The sequence below is a fragment of the Chitinophaga sp. CF118 genome, assembly GCF_900112615.1.
In the GTDB taxonomy this organism is placed as follows: Bacteria; Bacteroidota; Bacteroidia; order Chitinophagales; family Chitinophagaceae; genus Chitinophaga.
On record NZ_FOMK01000006.1, the window covers coordinates 55,441 to 73,271 of the forward strand.

Genomic DNA, 17,831 nt, shown 5'->3' on the forward strand with positions numbered 1-17,831 from the left:
TTATCGAAGTAAAAGCACCCAACCGGTATAAGTTTTTTCGCCGGGTGCTGTTTTTATTACATAATAATATGTACCTGGACTAACCAATTTTCCCTGCCGGGTACCATCCCATCCCAGTATATATCCCTCACTCCTGTAAACGGTTTGTCCCCAGCGGTTATATACTTCTACCAGGCATCCGGGACGGGCTTTTAATCCGTCCAGATTCCAGCGGTCATTGATACCATCTCCATTAGGACTGAATACATTGGGAATATCCAGTACAAGATCAGGGATTACTTTATACCAGCCATGCCCGATAGTATCTACACAACCAAGACTGTTGGTTGCAAATAATGTAACCCAATAATTGCCCGGCAGTTCCCATTTATATTCCGGGTTAGCATCTGTAGAAGTATTACCATCGCCAAAATCCCATTTATACGTTACAGCATTTTGAGAGGTATTCGTAAAATTGAAAGTGGCGTTTTTGTATTCGATAGGAATGTTTGTACCCGGTTGTGATGTGAAGCTGGCAACTGGTTGCGCTACAACTGTGAGCAGTGCTGTTTTCACAAGAGTATCATAACATTGCTGCTGAGCTCCTGCTATGAGTGTAACCGTATACGTTCCAGGAGTTGTATAGGTATGGTTTGGTTGAACAGCTGTACTTGTACTGCCATCTCCCCAGATCCATTTATATGAATTAGCATTTTGCGACTGATTATTAAACTCGAAATAAGAAGGTGCGCAACCGTTAAAAAAATCTGGCGTGAAGTCTGCCACCGGCATAGGAATTACTGTTACAGGAACTGCGGTTGCAGTGGCTGTACATGCACCATCAGTTACAGTAAGATCTATATTACCACTGCGCTGGTACTTTACATTATAAGGACCAAAGCCACTGCCACTCTGAACAACACCACCGCCCCAGTTCCATTTTGCAATAGCCGCGTTACTGGCATTACCGGTAAAGGTGACAGTTGTAATCTCTCCCGCGCAGAGAGGTGTTTTGCTAACCTGTAAACTTACTGAAGGAGGCGCCGTTACTATCATCTGTTGTGTATAGGGAGCAGATACGCAGCCATTCTCTGTTACCTGTAACTGTAAGGTATAAGTGCCGGCATTGGTAAAAAGAATTTGATAGTGCCCGGCATTATCAGTACCTAAATAGGTTGCACCTGCAAAGTTATTCCAGTTAAAAGTAGCAGTGGGACCGGCAGTTCCCGTGAAGGTGAGTGTATCAGAAATTCCCAGGCAGATTGAGCCGGATTCAATGGTGAAATTGGCAGTAGGAGTAGGTTTCACGGTGATGTCTACCGTATCGGCAACTGTACATCCGAATGCATCCTTTGCAGTAACAATATAACTGGTATTGGAGGTGGGAGATACAGATGTATTATCCCCGCTGATGTTTCCAGGGTTCCAGGCATAACCGGTTACAGTACCCCCGCTAGCCGTTGCCGTTAGTGCTGTTGCCTGGCCCGCACATATTAGTGCCGGGCTGGCAGCTGCTGTAATACTGGCCAGGGATTTCTGGATGATTGTTCCCTGGTAATTAATGATACAGCTATTCGCATCCTTTATAGCGCATATATAAGTACCAGCGGGCAGGTTGGTAGCGGTAGCCGTGGTTTTGGTCGGATTAGTATTCCAGCTGTAAGTAAATGGAGAAGAACCACCAGTCACCGTTAATGCGATACTGCCATTTGCACCACCGCAAATGGCATTGGTAACAACATCTGTAATGGTAACAGGTGAATATACTTCACCTGAAAGAGCCATTAGCAATGCTCTGCTGCTGATGTTTGCACCGGGAATATAGTTGAAGGTAACTGATTGTAATAATTTGCCCTTATCCGCACACGGTATTACAAAATCAAAAGAGTACATCCTGGGGTTGGTAGTTAATCCATCTACAGTGTAAGGTGCACCTGTTACGCGGGTAATACGGCCCATACCATTTATAAGAAAAGGAGTACCATTGAACCAGTCTTTTATTGTGATGTTACCGCCAGCAGAAGTGGTACCATCTGTGAAGTGCAAAGTAACGGACACCACACTGTTATTTTCTGTGCCAAATGCCAGCAGACTTAATCTGTTGTAAGCAGCCGGTGTGGTAAGGGTAAATGTGCCTGTGGCGGTAGAATTGGCTACATTTCCGGCAGCAGACATATAAATGGCATTATTCGCTGTATAGGGAGCCATTTGGTAAGTACGTGTTCCACTCACAATATTGCCCGTGTTGGTAATACCTCCCGTTACACCATTAAGTGTTGCAAAGTTAGTGGTGTAGATGACGTGATTGCTTCCGTCTATTACGGTAGATGTTACAGCAACCGCATTGTTACCCGCTTCAGCTACGATATCACTATTAAAACCTGTAACTGGTACAGGGATAAAAGTTTGGGCCAATAAGATCTTTGTACTGAACAGAAATACTGCCAGCAGGGTAGTGGTAAGGGTACGATTCATGAATGGTCATTATAGGTTAGCATTAAACAAAAATGTCTGCGGTAAAGGCATAGGCATACCGCGACTGTAAATGGATATGATAAGGGCATAGCCGCACACAAGGCATGGAACATCGGGAAAGCGATGCTCCTGCCTATACATTTAACCTTCACCTTTAAATACTGTGGGAGAGAAAAAATGGGGGGGTAGGGGAATATATATATTTTATTCCAATAGCTAAATTCTGTGTAAAATAAAGGGTTTTATACAACGTTGATATCGAATTTTCTGGTATTAATAGCATTGCCATCCTTTTCCCAGACTCTTCTTTGTTCAAAAATAATGGTTGTATGGCCGGGAGCTTTGCCGGTTAGCATGAAAACATCATCATGACTGGTACCTGCTTCCCGGTATATGGCATCTACGGTATAATCATAAGGTCGTACGTCTATACTATCAGAATTGTCCAGCTTGAAAAACCACTGAAAGCCTGCCGTCCCCAGGCCTGGTAATATAATAGGTAAGGAAGTGCCCACCTTGAATTCTTTAGACTCGCTTTCCATAATGTGTTATTTAATAAAATTGCGGATCACATATCACTATCAGGTTAAGTGGCTCAATCATCGGGCCAGATTCTCCTGTAGTAATGTGCAATCCGCAATCTACAATCAATCAGTATTTGTTACACATACCATTTATGGTACATAGCGGAGTCAGTACCTTGTACAAAGCAGTCAAGTCTGCCTGACTGCCAGGAGGAAACTCCTACATCAGAAGAAAGGATGCCTCCAAGGTTTTCTTCGCCACTCCATGTAGCGCCATCCCACCATTTGTGCATCATGTTAAAGGTTTGACCGGGATAGAATACATCTATCCTGTTTGGACCCCATGATTCAGCAGCAGGACTGCCCATCATGCTAACGCCCAGGTCTTCCCAGTTGCTCCAGCCACCACTGAACCATTTATGGAACAGATGGTTATTGGTACCGCGTGCAAAACAATCCAGTCTGCCTGCAGACCATGATGACACTGCTGGTGCAGAAGTGATCACACCACCCAGGTCTTCCCATCCATGCCAGTTGCCATCATACCAAAGATGCCACATAGATGAGTTCATGCCACGGGCAAAGATATCGATGCGGTTAGGTCCCCAGCTTACGCATGCTGGTTCTGAAGAGAGAACGCCGCCAAGATCTTCCCATTTGCTCCAGCCACCCTGGTAGTAGCGATGCCACAGGTGATGGTTTAATCCTACACCAAAGACATCCAGTCTTCCATTGGCCCATGAGCAGATAGAGGGAGCACCCTGTATTTGTCCGCCAAGAGATTCCCAGCCTTGCCATGAACTACCATTCCACCATTTATGATATACAGCAGAGTCCAGGCCTCTAACTACTACATCAATACGGTTAGCTGCCCATGAAACTGCATTAGGTCTTGAAGTCAGCAGACCACCCAGGTTTTCATATCCATGCCATCCATGTGCAGGAGCTGGCAGTTTAACGCCGCTGGCTGTCCAGAATGGGAATTCAGTATCTATACCGGCTTGTCCGTAACCTATTTTAAAGAATCCGCCTTTACCCCATCCGGCACCCCAGGAGTTCTTACAGATCCAGCAATGTTCAGTTTCAGAGTAACCGATCACTGTTACGCAATGCAGACCTTTATCTGCACCACTTACGTGAGTATATACGCCATTCGCATAAGAGAAGAAATCTTCAAACACGTGCATCACAGCAGAACAAGGCCCGTTGTTGGTCAGGTAGTTCTTACGTTCTGTGATATTGGCAATTGTAGTAGAGTTGGTGATCTTTACCGCTCTTGAATCACGGTTAGGTCCTACTGTGCAATGAGGAGGTTGCTGCCAGATGTTATTGCTCGGAAAAGCGGTTGCATAAGGGAAGCAGGCTTCGTCCGGAATACCACGGGTTTTTATTTGTGTAAAGGCATCTGTAGGCCACCATCCGCCGCAATTCGCGCCGTGTGATGAGCAGAAGTGCAGATCTGCTTCAGAAAGATCCAGTAGTTGTCCCAGTTCAATAGAAGCCATTGCTTCTGTTACAGATGTTGTACAGAAAGATACGCAGGAGCCGCATCCTCCCTGGTCTTTTACCGGGGTAATATGATTTCCGTTGTGGTTACGCCAGTCAACTGACTGTGCATAATTTACAACAGGAGCAGCAGCAGCAGTGGGCTTCATCACTGACGCCAGTTCTGATTGGTTTACTATAACGCCTAATAAGGCCAATTGCTGTGGTTCGGACAGTTGAGAAACAGACGTTTCTCTGGCTTGCCACTGGAGGTTAGACTTGTCAATGTCTGCTACCAGGTCCTTAATTTTGAGAGTGGACATGATTGTGATGGGTTGTTTATTGAAGTGAATAAAATAAGAGTTCCCCTGCCTTCGGACAGATAGAAATTAAGGTTCAATAAATTGGGTAAATCCAGACTGTTGTGTTAGAAATTGGGGTATATATAATAGAATTCACATAACATTAAAAGGAATCACATGCATGTCAGTTTCCTGATGAGACTAAAGCTAAAACTAAGGATGATAGAAAAAAAATAAACTTTGGTTGCAATCAATTGCAGGCGAAAAATAGGTATTTATACGTATGGAGGTAAAATGTTCTTTAATTAGTAAGGAGTCATTAGATTCCCCCTGTCTTCTCAAATTTAATTTGTGTTTGAACTAAAGACGTAATCAACTTTAATACGGTCTCTTTTTTTTCAGAGCCTAAAGATATAAATAGGTCTTCATTTTTATTTTCTGTGAAATATTTTGTAATATAAAATATGACATGATGCTTTAAATATTCTGAATCTTCTGTCATTGATTTATTTAAAGTATTCAAAGCTAACTGATAATGTTTTGTTATTAAAAGTGCAAAAACCGAGTCAATTAATTGTGAAAAATGTTCAGGAATATTATTTTTAAGAGATGACTTAATTTCTGGTTTTATCTTTTCAAAGAAGGAATAAGTCTGTGCATAAAATTCTTCACTTCGTTTATCCAAATCTCTTTTCTGGATTTTACTGATATAGTTAATTGTTCTCTTTTCCAGTTCCTTCTTGTCACTCCACATCTCCAGGAACTTCACCAGCCATATCACACTTTCCCTATCCTGTTTACGACCATAGCGCATCAGATACCAGATATTAAAAAACCTTTCCTGTAATAAGTAAATATGATTCTTGGTACTGGTAGCTCTTTTTTCTATTACCTGGTTTTTTTCTAATTGCCCTAACTGTGCAGATATTATTTTACTTTCCATACGCAGGCGCTCTGTCAGCTGTTTAACACTGATTGCTTCCCAGTTTCTGGCTACAGCATCTACAATCCTCTGTTGTTGCGCAGGAAGATCGTCCATTCTGTGTTTGTAGAGTGGGGTAAAGGCATCCAGTACTTTTTCCAGATCATTCAATGCATTGCCGTATTCATTATCAACAAATATCTGGAAGAGTAACGCAATCGTTCGGGGAGTGCCTCCTGAAAGCATTCTAAGTGTTTCAATACGGGATGGATTCTTATCAATAATCCGGTCTATTTTCTTTGTTTCATTATTTAACGCTGCCAGTTTACTTAAAAGCAGTACGCTTTCATCATAGTCAAGCCCCTGAAGATATATAACTTTGAAAAACTCAAATAAAGGTTGTGTATAATCAATGACTTCAATTAATACTTCAGGAGTAGTAGCTATTAACCGGATATGAGCATCTGTTTGCAAAATCGCTCTTAACCGGTGGACTTCAATTCTATCGAATCTTTTTAGCAGATCCCCGATATTATCTACCAGCAGGATTATTTTTTTCTTTTGTTTATCTAATGCTTTAGTAAGGATATTGAAGACATTTTCTTCAAAATATTTGTCTTGCACATGTTTTACAATTTCTTTGGTTAGACCATCAAAACCATATTCATCTTCAAGATATGTTGCAATCTGTTCCCATACATCACTTAGCTTCCAAATATGATACTGCTCTTCCCTGAAAATAACAGGTAGCAGCCATTTATTTAATACAGGATCATCTTCTACTGCGTATTTAAGCCGCAGCAGCAAAGTGGTTTTTCCAGTGCCCTCCGGCCCAAGCAATAAGTAATGTTGCTCAGGATACTTCATATCCCCGGACTGAATGTCTGAGAATATTCCTTTCAATACTTTATTACGGATAACAAATTCGTCGATGAGATCTTGTTTGTTCTTACGATCAGGGTTATATAAAAAAGTGCTCATGTTTCACAAATGAATTTAAGCCACCAGCGTTGTAATATTGGAGAATTGAATCGATAGAATCTGGTAGCATCTTCAAAATAAATATAACCATCATATAACAGGCTTTCGATAATATGTCTGTGCTCGGTTACCTGGTATTGTAATGCTAATTCTCCAAGGATTTTTTTATTAACAGCATTCTTTTCAGCTATTTCCTTCAATACGGCATTTGCATATTTAAAACTCTCATCCGTGAAATGTGTTTTCAGTCGCGTATAATAATGATCAAAATGATTCTTATATCTCAGGTCAATGATCTTGTTGAGGGCTTTTTCTACTACCGCAACAGTAATTAAATCATTATCGGCAGTATTATTGACTATTTCCTGAACAAGCAATTGTATATGAAATGGAATATACCATTGTAGTACTTCCTGAAGACATTCTTCTGCAGATGAATGAACTATTCTGGTGTTACTTTCCAACAATTTCCGAAACAGGTCTTTGGCTTCTGTTTCACTCAATGGCCCTACTTCTATGGAATTAAGATCATTGATAGTCGCTGTAGCACTTAATACGGATACAGTCTGATTCAAACCTATAGATCCGGTATAAATGAATTTTACTTTTTTACTTATTTCCGGATTCAGTCTTAATGCCCTTTTTCTCTGCAAAAACTGAATAGCGCTTTGTTCACTATTCTTCCTGATATTTTCAATAGTTTGAGGAAATTCATCAATTAATATCACCAGTTCTGCATCTTCAGCTCCCGCATATCCAGTTAAAAAATCCTCAAATTCATCACAATAATCTCTTTCAGGAGACTCATTATTGAATGCTATTCCTGTGTTCAGTAACTGTATACTCTTTATTTTTCTGAAAAAACGGTTAGTCCCATTTTTAAAACCAGCTATTAATTGCCGGGAGCCGGATATCTTATCGTTTTTCAATATTTCCATTAATAACTTCTGGTAGAATGATTGCTCATCTGTAATATTTTCAGTATCCACATATACATAGTGATGTCCTGCAATGTCATTATCCAGTAAGTGTAATAGAATAGAAGTTTTACCCACACGGCGTGGGGCAGTTATCTGTATATTATTCCCATTCCTTAAACTATCTGTAATTTTTTTTACTTCCCTTCCCCGTTCATAAAAGTTATGACCTCTTGCTGGGGAACCTATAATATTCTTCATACAATGGATTTATCTCCCAAAATTAATGACAATAAATTTATTGTCAAAATATTTAACAATGAATTTATTGTCAACTCGTAAGAGCCTCTTCCTGCCCCTTACTTTGGGAATACTTAAATCTATAGTACATTTATACAGCAAACCGGGCTAATAAAATAATCGTATTGTCAAGTGAACAGTCTTTATGGGATGGATTAAAAAAGGGCGATGTACAAAGCCTGGAAGCATTATATACACAGTATAATGAATTGCTTTATGGCTATGGGAAAAAGTTTACGACCGATACACACCTCGTACAGGACGCCATCCAGGAAACATTCATCTCACTCTGGAAGTATCGTAACACCATCAATGCCGGAGGCACTTTTAATTATTATCTGCTCAAATCGTTCCGTAACCAGTTACTGAGGCTGATCAAAGAACGGGCAAATACCACTTATACAGATGAGAATAATGAATTCTCCTTCGAAGTAGGTTTTGATAACCACATCATAGCCGGTGAGGAGTATGCATTGTTATCCAGGCAGGTGAAGAATGCCCTGGAACAGTTAACAGCCAGACAGCGGGAAATTATCTATTTCCGTTTTTTCGAAGGACTATCATTTGAAGAAATTGCCGGTATTATGGATATGCAGGTAAGAGCTACCTATAAATTAACAGCCCGGGCATTGGCCGCTTTAAAAGAAATTATGGATGGAAGCCTGTTATTACTGTTCATTGTCAGTCATTTATCCTGAAAAATAAAAATAATTCAAAATCATGGGGCACTTTCTGTGCCCTTTTGTCTTTTATATCCGGAACACCACATTAAACATGCAACACTCTATTCATCATTATAGCAATTACACCATGCATCAGTTGCTGGCAGCGCCTTACTTCCTGGAGTGGGTAAGATTCCCTGATGCGGCGAATAGTGCTTTCTGGGAGGCGTTTGTTCAGGCATATCCGCAGAGGGCAGCAGATATCACAAAGGCCGTTGCTATAGCGAAGACTATGTATGTGGTGAATGAAAAGCCGCAACCGGGAGAAAGCCGGGCGGTATGGAATGAAATCTATAAAGAGATCAAACCGGTAAGACGTATCAGCATCCTCTGGAAAGCGGCAGCTGTATTTTTAGTAGCTATGGTGGCTGCCTGGATGATTTTCCGGACCAATACAAACAACCGTATTGAAGTAGCATCCCGTTTTGGTGAAGTGAAAAAACTGTTGTTACCGGATAGTTCTGAGGTAACGTTGAATGGTAATTCCAGTATCAGTTACAGTAAAGAATGGAATAAGAGAGAAGTATGGATTGATGGGGAAGCCTTTTTTAATATAAGACATTCAGATACCAGAGGATTTGAAGTACACAGCACAGGACTTGATGTGAATGTATTGGGTACCTCTTTTAATATCCGTAATCGCCGGGGAATTACATCAGTAGTATTGAACAGTGGGAAAGTATTGGTAGCAGCAGAAGATAATAAAAAGTTGCTGTTATCTAAGCCGGGAGACATGGCTTTATATAGCAAAAAAGAAAATGGCCTTACAGGCAAACATGTGCCGGTAGATCATTATACAAGCTGGCAGCAGCAAAAATTACAACTGGATCAGGTACCAGTATCTGGTATGTTTGAAATGCTGGAAGATGACTGGGGATATCATATACAACTTAGAGACTCATCATTGCTGAAGAAAAAGATCAGTGGTGAGATTGATATGAAAGATAAACAGGTGCTAATGGACGCATTAGCCATTATTCTGAATGCAAATGTAACACAGCAGGGATCAACCATTATTGTCACTCCCAACTGATTTTCGAAAAGGGACAGGTACTATTATTTGTAATTTAAAATGCTCTGGGCATGATCAATCTGAAAAGGATTGCGGCCTTCTGTTGCCTGCTGCTTTGCAGTAGCTTACAGATGTTTGCTGCCGTAACCGACCAAAGTCAACCAACACAAACATTGAAAGATGCTTTAAATAATGCATCAAAATTATTTCATGTATCCTTTATCTATGAAGATGAACTGGTAGCGAATAAAAGAGTGAATATGCCTGCCGATGGCAGTTACAGGAAAGTGGAAGATTACTTATCAGCGGTACTGAAACCATTTAATCTGCAGTTTAAAAAGCTGGGGAGTACACAGTACGCTATTTATTCAAAAGCACCGGCTAAGTCAAAAGATAATAACCAAACCAACCAGGTAGTACCTGCAGAAGCTGTTTCGGAGGAAGCAGCTTCCAGCAGGGTGCCATCCGCAGTAACAGCAACAACAGAGGATACAACACCGCAGATCCGTATGGTGCTGGGTATGGTAACAGATGAATCATTGGAACCCGTATCTGCTGCTACTGTAATGGTTCCTGGCACAAGGAACATGGTAATGACCAACAGTAAAGGACAGTTTGAAATCAAAATCCCTGTTACTACGAAAACATTACAGGTATCATGTGTGGCGTATGAAAGTCAGCAGATTCCGGTAAACAGAACGGTTTGGTACAGCATTGCGCTGAAAGATAAAACAGGTTACCTGAAACCTGTGGAAGTGGTTTCTACTGGTTATGTGAATTTGCCTAAAGAACGTGCTACCGGATCGTTTGGCGTAATAACAAGTAAAGAACTGGAAAAGGTACCGACGGCTAACGTGATTCAACGACTGGAAGGTCAGGTACCCGGTTTGCAGATGCAGATAACTTCCGGAGATAATAGTTTTGTGTATGATAACAATACACCTGCTCCATCCAGTAATACAAGAACGATTGGCAGAAACGATTATAATTTTAATATCAGGGGTACGAGTACCATTAACAGTGAAAAATCTCCGTTAATAGTAGTAGATGGTTTTCCTACTGAACTGGATATGAAAACACTTAATCCAAACGACATTGCACAAATCACTTTTTTAAGAGATGCTGCTGCAGCATCCATCTGGGGGGCACGTGCGGCTAATGGCGTAATTGTGATTGAAACAAAAAAAGGACGTACACGTATGCCCGTAGTTAATGTTTCTATCGGATTCAGCACACAGGACAAACCCGATATCGGCTACTTAAAACTGATGAACTCCACACAGGAACTGAACTACGAAAAAGAACTGGTAGATAAAGGACTGGTGAATACTTCAATTTATAACCCGTATACAGCGGGTGTTAAAAGTTATGTAAGTGATGGGATGGATCTCGCATTCCAGTTGAAGTCCGGCAGGATTACACAGGCGGAATATGATGCAAGGGCTGCACAGATGGGTGCGATCAATAATTACGGACAGATCACCAAATACCTGATGCAGCGCGCTAATAGCCAGTCGTACAACCTGTCTGTAAGTGGTGGCAGTGATGTACATACTTATTTCCTGTCCGGTTCCTACGCAAAAGAAACACCGAGTACAAAAGGAAATTCCGGCGAAAGACTCACATTAACAGCTAACCAGGAATTTAAGATTATAAAGAAGATTACGTTATCTACCAGTCTGAAAGCAGCATTCTTCAATTATGCTGCAAATGGTATAGGGTTGAGTGCGTTATCAAGTGGTGGCAGAACATTCATGCCTTATAATGATATACACGATAAATTCTATTATAGTGCGGGCCGCCATTATGCTGATTCATTACAGGGACTTGGTTACCAGAACTGGGGATATGATTACCTGAAAGAACTGGAGCTTTCCAGTAACAGCTCTCATGATAATAATTACAGCGGAAATTTAAACCTGAATATTCCTATCTATAAAGGGCTTGCTTTTACAGCTGCTTATGCGCTGGAACGTACTTATTATAATTCCCGCATCTATTTTGGCGACAGTAGTTTTAATAACAGGGATCTGTACAATACAGGCACTACCATTGTTGCCGGTAAACTGGTGAAAGGTGTACCTAATGGTGGTATACTGAGTGTTGGTAATTCTTCTCTTAATAATTACAGCGCCCGCGGGCAGTTTGTATACAATGGTACAATTGGAAAGATCCATGAACTGAATGCGCTGGCAGGTATGGAAGCTCGTCAAACATCTATCAGCCAGAATCTCTACACGCTGTGGGGATATAACCAGTCGACAGGCATCAGTCAGCCTCCCGCTTATGGCGTGCAGTATAATACTTACAATTATGGTTCGGGTTCACTGTATGGTGCACCTTCGCAGATTGATAAAGTAAAACGTTTCCTTTCCTATTATGGTAATGCAGCTTACACCTTAATGAGCCGTTATACCTTATCTGCCAGTGTACGCTATGATGATTATAATAACTTTGGACTGGACAGAAAATACCGTGCTAAACCTTTCTGGTCGTCGGGGATCAGCTGGAATATCAACAGGGAGAAATTTATGCAGCCGGTTAGCTGGGTGAATAACCTGTCATTGCGTGTTACTTATGGCATCAATGGTAATATCAACCAGGAGATCATGCCGTTTACAAATATCAGTTTAGGTGCTGCAGATTACCAGACCGGATTACCTTATGCCGTTATTAGTTCTGCTGCTAACCCCACACTGAGATGGGAAAAAACCTATGTATTTAATGCAGGCGTTGATTACTCATTGTTTAATGGTCGCCTGGGTGGTAGTATCGATGTATATAACAAAAAAGGTAAGGACCTGATCTCTACTTTTGATGTGAACCCGACGTACACCGGTATTAACAATAGCACTCTATCGCTGAATGGTGCAACGATGTCCAATAAAGGGATTGATATCGGATTAAACGGAGCGATTATTGACAGCAAATCATTTGGCTGGAATATGATACTCAACTTCTCTTATAACAGCAATAAGATTACAGATAACCGCTTTAAAGCTACCAGTAGTTTCTTTTCAAGTTTGAGTGGTAGTTTAATTAAAGATTACCCGGTAGATGCAATATTTGCATATAGAAGTGCTGGTCTTGACAGTACAGGATTGATGCAGGTGTATGCAGGAGATGGAAGCAAGCTCAAAGCTAATCAGACCATAACAGACATGAAATCCATTAAATATGCAGGCCGTCCCTCAGCTCCTTATTATGGTTCTTTTACCAATACATTCCGTTATCATCAGTGGTCATTGTATGTACTGACTACATACAGTTTCGGCAGTGTATTCAGGAATCCAACGGTATCTTCTTATCCTACTACCAGGAGACTGAGTTATAACGTGAGTGCTGATATTGCCAATCGTTGGCAGAAGCCGGGAGATGAGGCTATCACCAATGTTCCTGGTGTAGCTGGCACCTATGCGTTTAACAGTACGCTACGATATGCTTATTCAGATCTGAATATTCAGCCGGGAGATTATATCCGCTTACGTGAAATATCCCTGGGATATGAAGTGCCTAAAAATATAGCAGGAAAAATCCTTGCCAAGAACCTGCATGTGAATGCTGCAGTACGAAATCTCGGATTAATATGGAAGAAGAATAAGGTAGGAGTAGATCCTGATTTTCTGCCAAACCTGGGTAATGTATTGCATCTGCCTCCAACAGTGCAATATAACCTGATGGTGAATGTTAGTTTTTAATTCAGCTCAAAAAAAGAAAGAATGAGAAACATATATATAGCCGTATTGTGGCTGGGTGTAATACTTTCAGCAGGATGCAGCAAATTCACAGATATAAAAACACAGGGCAGCCTGATTCCAAAGGAGACGGTGAATTACCGTTATCTCCTGAATTATACCGGTACATTTGAGGCAGGCGGGAAATTGCCTGATTTTATTTCCGCAGATGTTGCGATAACAGATAGTATACAGCAGGCATCCATAGCAGGTAACAGCAGTTATACTTTTATAATGAACTGTTATACCTGGCAGTCACCGGTCTATCCGTTATCTACTGACAGGGATAAAGATTGGGATACTTACTACGCACGTATTTATAACTGTAATATTATTATCGATGAAGTGCCGGAGAGTACAGGTGGTTCTGATTCAGTAAAGGCAGAATTGATTGCAGAAGCGATGGTTCACCGTGCAGATGCTTATCTGAACCTGGTAAATGAATATGCAAAGCCGTATAATGCAACGACTGCTTCTTCAGATTTAGGGGTGCCGTTATTACTGACCCCCAGTCTGGATGCAAAACTGAACCGTGCTACAGTCGCCACTGTATACAACAGGCTGGAAGCAGATCTGAAAGGCGCTGTCAATGCTTTGCCTAAGTTTACAAGTGTTAATACATTGCCAGGGAAAGCTGCGGCATATTCATTGCTTGCACGTATGTACCTTTTTATGGGTAATTACGCCAGTGCAGGATTATATGCGGATAGCACCTTGCTGTTACAGTCCGCATTGAATGATCTGGCCACCATCACTACTTATCCCAGAAAGCTACAGGATCCGGAAATTATCCTTGAAAAGATAGCATATGAATCTGCCAGTTATCCTCCATCTACATTAAGATTGAGTGACGAACTGCTTGTACTGCTGGGTACACAGGATCTCCGCTATAAATTATTTACATTAGATGCAGCCACTAACCTTGGGAGCGGTTATACCGGAAGGTTCTTTTCCCGTGAAAGATATACTTTCGATACCCGTAACATTGGTACTTCCGTACCTGAAATGATCCTGATCAAAGCAGAAAGTCTGGCGCGTAATAATGATGCCAATGGCGCTATGACGATGGTGAACCAGTTGAGAGTAAAACGTTTTGCAGCAGCAGATTATACACCACTCTCCGCAACAGATGCGAATGATGCAGTTGTAAAAGTAGTGGAAGAACGCCGTCGTGAATTCTTCTGTCGTCATCTTCCCTGGTATGATCAGCGCCGCCTGAAAAATGATCCACTGTTTAGCCGTACCTATACGCGTACCTGGCAGGGTGTAACATATACACTGGATCCTAACAGTAACCGGTATGTATTTCCTATAGCGGCTTACAATATCAGTTTTAACCCGGAAATAGAACAAAACCCATGATATTAAGAAGAACAATGTGCCTGATAACTGCGTTGTGCAGTGTATCACTGGCAAAAGCGCAGATAGAAAAAAATCTGGTTATAACACCAAACGCACCGGAAGTAGGTAAGCAGATTACGCTAGCCTATCATCCTGATAGTACTATGCTGGCAACCGGTAAACCGGTAAAAGCAGTGGCATATTATTATGATACTTTATACCGTTGGTCTGTAGCTGATATAAAACTGGATGAAAACTATAAAGTAACCATTCAGCTACCACCTGCGGCAGGATTTGTGGCATTCAAATTCAAAGCCGGTAATGTAACTGATAATAACCGCGACAGTGGATATATGCGTATGATAACTCATCCGGGTCGTCAACAGGCTGCTGCTAATAATGCAGGATATGCATTTCTCAGAGCTCCCAGGTTACACCTTGGTATTCCTGACTATTTCCAATCATATAACATTAGTGACAGCGCCGTTTTTTTCTGGATAGGCAATGAAATTGCCCGCTTCCGTGGAGCCAGCAGAGCATTGGCTATAACCTATATCTCTACTGCCGGCAGGCTGGAACAGATTGGCGCTACTGGTCTTGCAGATGCAACCCGTATGAATAGAGCTGCTTCCTATATGCTGCATCAGCCTGATTTAAAAGATAAAGAACGTTTTCAGTTGGCAGATGTGTATGAACGTTATCTCCATCAGCCAGCACGGGCAGATTCTATCAGGACTCTTTTACCAGCTAAACAGCCTGCATACCTGACAGCTTCCAAAGAAAAAGATCCCGATAAGCGCGTGTTGTTATGGAAACAATTCTTAAAAGACTTCCCGGCTTCTTACGAACTGGATGAAGCAATGGGTATTGACTACAGTAAAATCTACCGGGATCTCTTTTCTGTAAGCATCGCAAGACAAGATACCGCTATATTAAGATCCTACATTAAAGACTGTCCGTTCATCGTATTAGCCTTCGTCTATTACAAAATGGTGGAAATCCCTTATGCCGACTGGAAAACGATGCCTGCTAAAACAGCTTATACATTCTCTCAACCAATAATGGATCGCTTTCAGCAGCTAAAGGCAGCACAACCTGTGGAGTACTGGTATTATTCACCGGATGAATGGCGGGAGTATTGTGATAAAATGTTTGTAAATGACTATATCACACATGCCCGCATCTTAAAAGAAACCGGCAGAAATAAAGAAGCACTGGAACTGGCCAGTTATGCACAACAGTTATTGCAATACACAAGAGCAGAGCTGAATGAAGTACAGGCAGAGTTATTACAGCAGGCAGATAAAAAGAAAGAACTGTCTGAAGTATTACGCAACAGTGTACGGTTAAACCAGGCATCCGCAACCATTTTTGATCTCCTGAAAAAAGAATACAATAACGATAATGGTTTTGATGCTTACCTGGCTTCTCTTAAAGATGCTCATACCATGGAGTTGCTGAAAGAAGATGTGAAAGCATCTATGATCAGTACACCAGCTGCGCCCTTTGTACTTAGTGACCTGAACGGTAAAGAGGTTTCCCTGGAGAAATTGAAAGGTAAAGTAGTAGTGCTCGACTTCTGGGCAACCTGGTGTGCCCCCTGTAAAGCGGGCATGCCTGGCATGAAGATGGCTCAGGAACATTTTAAGAAGGATAGCAATGTTGTATTCTTATTTGTAGACACACAGGAACGTGCGCCGGATTATAAAGAAAAGGTGAAGACATTTATCACTGATAAAAAATACCCTTTCCAGGTATTGTTTGATAAAGGGGAAGATACTTATGCCGCATATGCAAAGCTTATCAAAACCTCCGGTATTCCTTTTAAGGTAGTGATTGATGGTAAAGGAGAGATCCGTTTCGCAGAAGTTGGATATAAGGGGAGTCCCAGTGGACTGGCGGACGAAATCAGTATGATGATTGAACTGGCTAAATAATTTCGAATAATAATAAGAGTGATGAACCTGAGGGGTAGTATCCACTACCTCTCTTTTTTAAATGATCAATAGTATGATGATAATTGCAGCGATGATGATGATGGTATTGCCGGTAAAGGATACTCCTTACATAGCCGAAAAGATACAATACTATAATGCAGACAGTAGTATTCACTTTGGTGCTACATTAACTATTCCTGAAAACAAGAAAAAATCCCCTGCCGTCATCCTCGTATCCGGAACGGGCCGGCAGGACCGTGATGGTACAATGGCCGGGCATAAGATGTTCCTCGTTATTGCAGACTATCTCTCCCGCAATGGATATGCTGTATTAAGAGTAGATGACAGGGGAGTAGGTGAAACCACCGGTAAGTATGAAAACGCTACTACAGCAGATTTTGCAAAAGACGTACTCACCGGCATTGACTATCTCAAAACAAGAAAAGAAATCAGTAAGATTGGTTTAATAGGACATAGCGAAGGCGGTGCTGCTGCCTATATGGCCGCTGCGCAGAGCAAAGACGTTGCTTTCGTAATCAGTCTTGCCGGACTGGCAACTTCGGGCCTAACGGCTTTAAAACAACAGAATACAGCCATTGTGAGCAGTGCTCCCATCTCTCAGCAGTCAAAGGATAGATACAATGCTGTAAACAATACCCTGTTCGATACAGTTTATGCCTATGCAGATGCACCGGATCTGGAACAACATATCCGTTCTGCCTATGCAGTGTGGAAGATATTGGATGATGAGAAGATGGCAAGAGAGGGTTCTCAGGAAAAGGGTAAAGGACATTTCTTCTTCCCGCTGGAAAGTTATATTATGCAGGCTACCGGCCCCTGGTATCGTTGCCATATCCGGTTTGATCCTGTGCCTTATCTTAAACAGGTAAAGGGTCCCTTATTAGCCATTAATGGAGATAAGGATATTATGGTGGATGCAACACAGAACTTAGGCAATTACCAGCGGTATGTAAAACATGTGCAGGTGATAACAGCTAAGGGGTTGAATCATCTTTTTCAGCATTGTGTAACCTGTACTATGCAGGAGCCAGCTACCCTGAAAGAAGATTTTGCACCGGAAGTATTAGAGGATATAAAGGTGTGGTTAAATAAACAGAGGGGAGTAAAGTGATTGTAACGGCATGAAAATAAGTATTTTACATCAAATCGTAGTTAATGTAAATTAAATGTTATATTTTT

The 17,831-nt window shown here is 41.4% G+C and carries 11 protein-coding genes; 6 read left to right on the top strand and 5 right to left on the bottom strand.

Features of this window, described 5'->3' with window-relative positions; genetic code table 11:
- From BM176_RS22420 to BM176_RS22440, 5 genes are all read right to left on the bottom strand, one after another.
- Entirely contained in the window at positions 1-2,454 is a 2,454-nt protein-coding gene (locus tag BM176_RS22420; protein WP_090106577.1) for a PKD domain-containing protein, read from the bottom strand.
- 242 nt (positions 2,455-2,696) lie between these two features.
- A complete protein-coding gene (locus BM176_RS22425) occupies positions 2,697-2,996 on the bottom strand; it encodes a protease inhibitor I42 family protein (RefSeq protein WP_090106578.1) in 300 nt (99 codons plus the stop codon).
- Between the two features lie 119 nt (positions 2,997-3,115).
- Positions 3,116-4,786, bottom strand: a complete 1,671-nt coding sequence (locus BM176_RS22430; RefSeq protein ID WP_090106579.1) for a DUF8189 domain-containing protein — start codon at positions 4,784-4,786, stop codon at positions 3,116-3,118.
- Between the two features lie 298 nt (positions 4,787-5,084).
- On the bottom strand, positions 5,085-6,668 hold the full coding sequence (locus tag BM176_RS22435) for an ATP-binding protein (RefSeq protein ID WP_090106580.1): 1,584 nt from the start codon (positions 6,666-6,668) through the stop codon (positions 5,085-5,087).
- A complete protein-coding gene (locus tag BM176_RS22440) occupies positions 6,665-7,846 on the bottom strand; it encodes an ATP-binding protein (RefSeq protein WP_090106581.1) in 1,182 nt (393 codons plus the stop codon). The genes BM176_RS22435 and BM176_RS22440 overlap by 4 nt, the downstream gene beginning before the upstream one ends.
- A gap of 164 nt (positions 7,847-8,010) precedes the next feature.
- On the opposite strand from BM176_RS22440, the gene BM176_RS22445 reads away from it, so the two are divergent.
- The 6 genes from BM176_RS22445 to BM176_RS22470 all read left to right on the top strand — a co-directional run bounded on the left by BM176_RS22445 (position 8,011) and on the right by BM176_RS22470 (position 17,763).
- Positions 8,011-8,583 carry an RNA polymerase sigma factor gene (locus BM176_RS22445; protein ID WP_177230495.1) on the top strand — a complete coding sequence of 191 codons (573 nt, stop codon included), beginning with the start codon at positions 8,011-8,013 and terminating at the stop codon, positions 8,581-8,583.
- Positions 8,584-8,659: 76 nt separating this feature from the next.
- The gene (locus BM176_RS22450; RefSeq protein WP_177230496.1) at positions 8,660-9,640 is read left to right on the top strand and encodes a FecR family protein; all 981 of its coding nucleotides are present in this window, start codon (positions 8,660-8,662) and stop codon (positions 9,638-9,640) included.
- 50 nt (positions 9,641-9,690) lie between these two features.
- Positions 9,691-13,317 (top strand): SusC/RagA family TonB-linked outer membrane protein, encoded by a 3,627-nt coding sequence (locus tag BM176_RS22455; protein ID WP_090106584.1) that lies wholly within the window; start codon positions 9,691-9,693, stop codon positions 13,315-13,317.
- A 21-nt stretch (positions 13,318-13,338) separates the two neighbouring features.
- The gene (locus BM176_RS22460) at positions 13,339-14,715 is read left to right on the top strand and encodes a RagB/SusD family nutrient uptake outer membrane protein (RefSeq protein WP_090106585.1); all 1,377 of its coding nucleotides are present in this window, start codon (positions 13,339-13,341) and stop codon (positions 14,713-14,715) included.
- On the top strand, positions 14,712-16,631 hold the full coding sequence (locus tag BM176_RS33075) for a TlpA family protein disulfide reductase (RefSeq protein WP_090106586.1): 1,920 nt from the start codon (positions 14,712-14,714) through the stop codon (positions 16,629-16,631). The genes BM176_RS22460 and BM176_RS33075 overlap by 4 nt, the downstream gene beginning before the upstream one ends.
- 73 nt (positions 16,632-16,704) lie before the next feature.
- The gene (locus BM176_RS22470; RefSeq protein WP_255373574.1) at positions 16,705-17,763 is read left to right on the top strand and encodes an alpha/beta hydrolase family protein; all 1,059 of its coding nucleotides are present in this window, start codon (positions 16,705-16,707) and stop codon (positions 17,761-17,763) included.
- Positions 17,764-17,831 lie beyond the last annotated feature (68 nt).

Bases quoted from the DNA above. Each gene is read 5' to 3' on its own strand.
- BM176_RS22420 (WP_090106577.1), bottom strand. From the start codon at position 2,454: ATGAATCGTACCCTTACCACTACCCTGCTGGCAGTATTTCTGTTCAGT.
- BM176_RS22425 (WP_090106578.1), bottom strand. From the start codon at position 2,996: ATGGAAAGCGAGTCTAAAGAATTCAAGGTGGGCACTTCCTTACCTATT.
- BM176_RS22430 (WP_090106579.1), bottom strand. From the start codon at position 4,786: ATGTCCACTCTCAAAATTAAGGACCTGGTAGCAGACATTGACAAGTCT.
- BM176_RS22435 (WP_090106580.1), bottom strand. From the start codon at position 6,668: ATGAGCACTTTTTTATATAACCCTGATCGTAAGAACAAACAAGATCTC.
- BM176_RS22440 (WP_090106581.1), bottom strand. From the start codon at position 7,846: ATGAAGAATATTATAGGTTCCCCAGCAAGAGGTCATAACTTTTATGAA.
- BM176_RS22450 (WP_177230496.1), top strand. From the start codon at position 8,660: ATGCAACACTCTATTCATCATTATAGCAATTACACCATGCATCAGTTG.
- BM176_RS22455 (WP_090106584.1), top strand. From the start codon at position 9,691: ATGATCAATCTGAAAAGGATTGCGGCCTTCTGTTGCCTGCTGCTTTGC.
- BM176_RS22460 (WP_090106585.1), top strand. From the start codon at position 13,339: ATGAGAAACATATATATAGCCGTATTGTGGCTGGGTGTAATACTTTCA.
- BM176_RS33075 (WP_090106586.1), top strand. From the start codon at position 14,712: ATGATATTAAGAAGAACAATGTGCCTGATAACTGCGTTGTGCAGTGTA.
- BM176_RS22470 (WP_255373574.1), top strand. From the start codon at position 16,705: ATGATGATAATTGCAGCGATGATGATGATGGTATTGCCGGTAAAGGAT.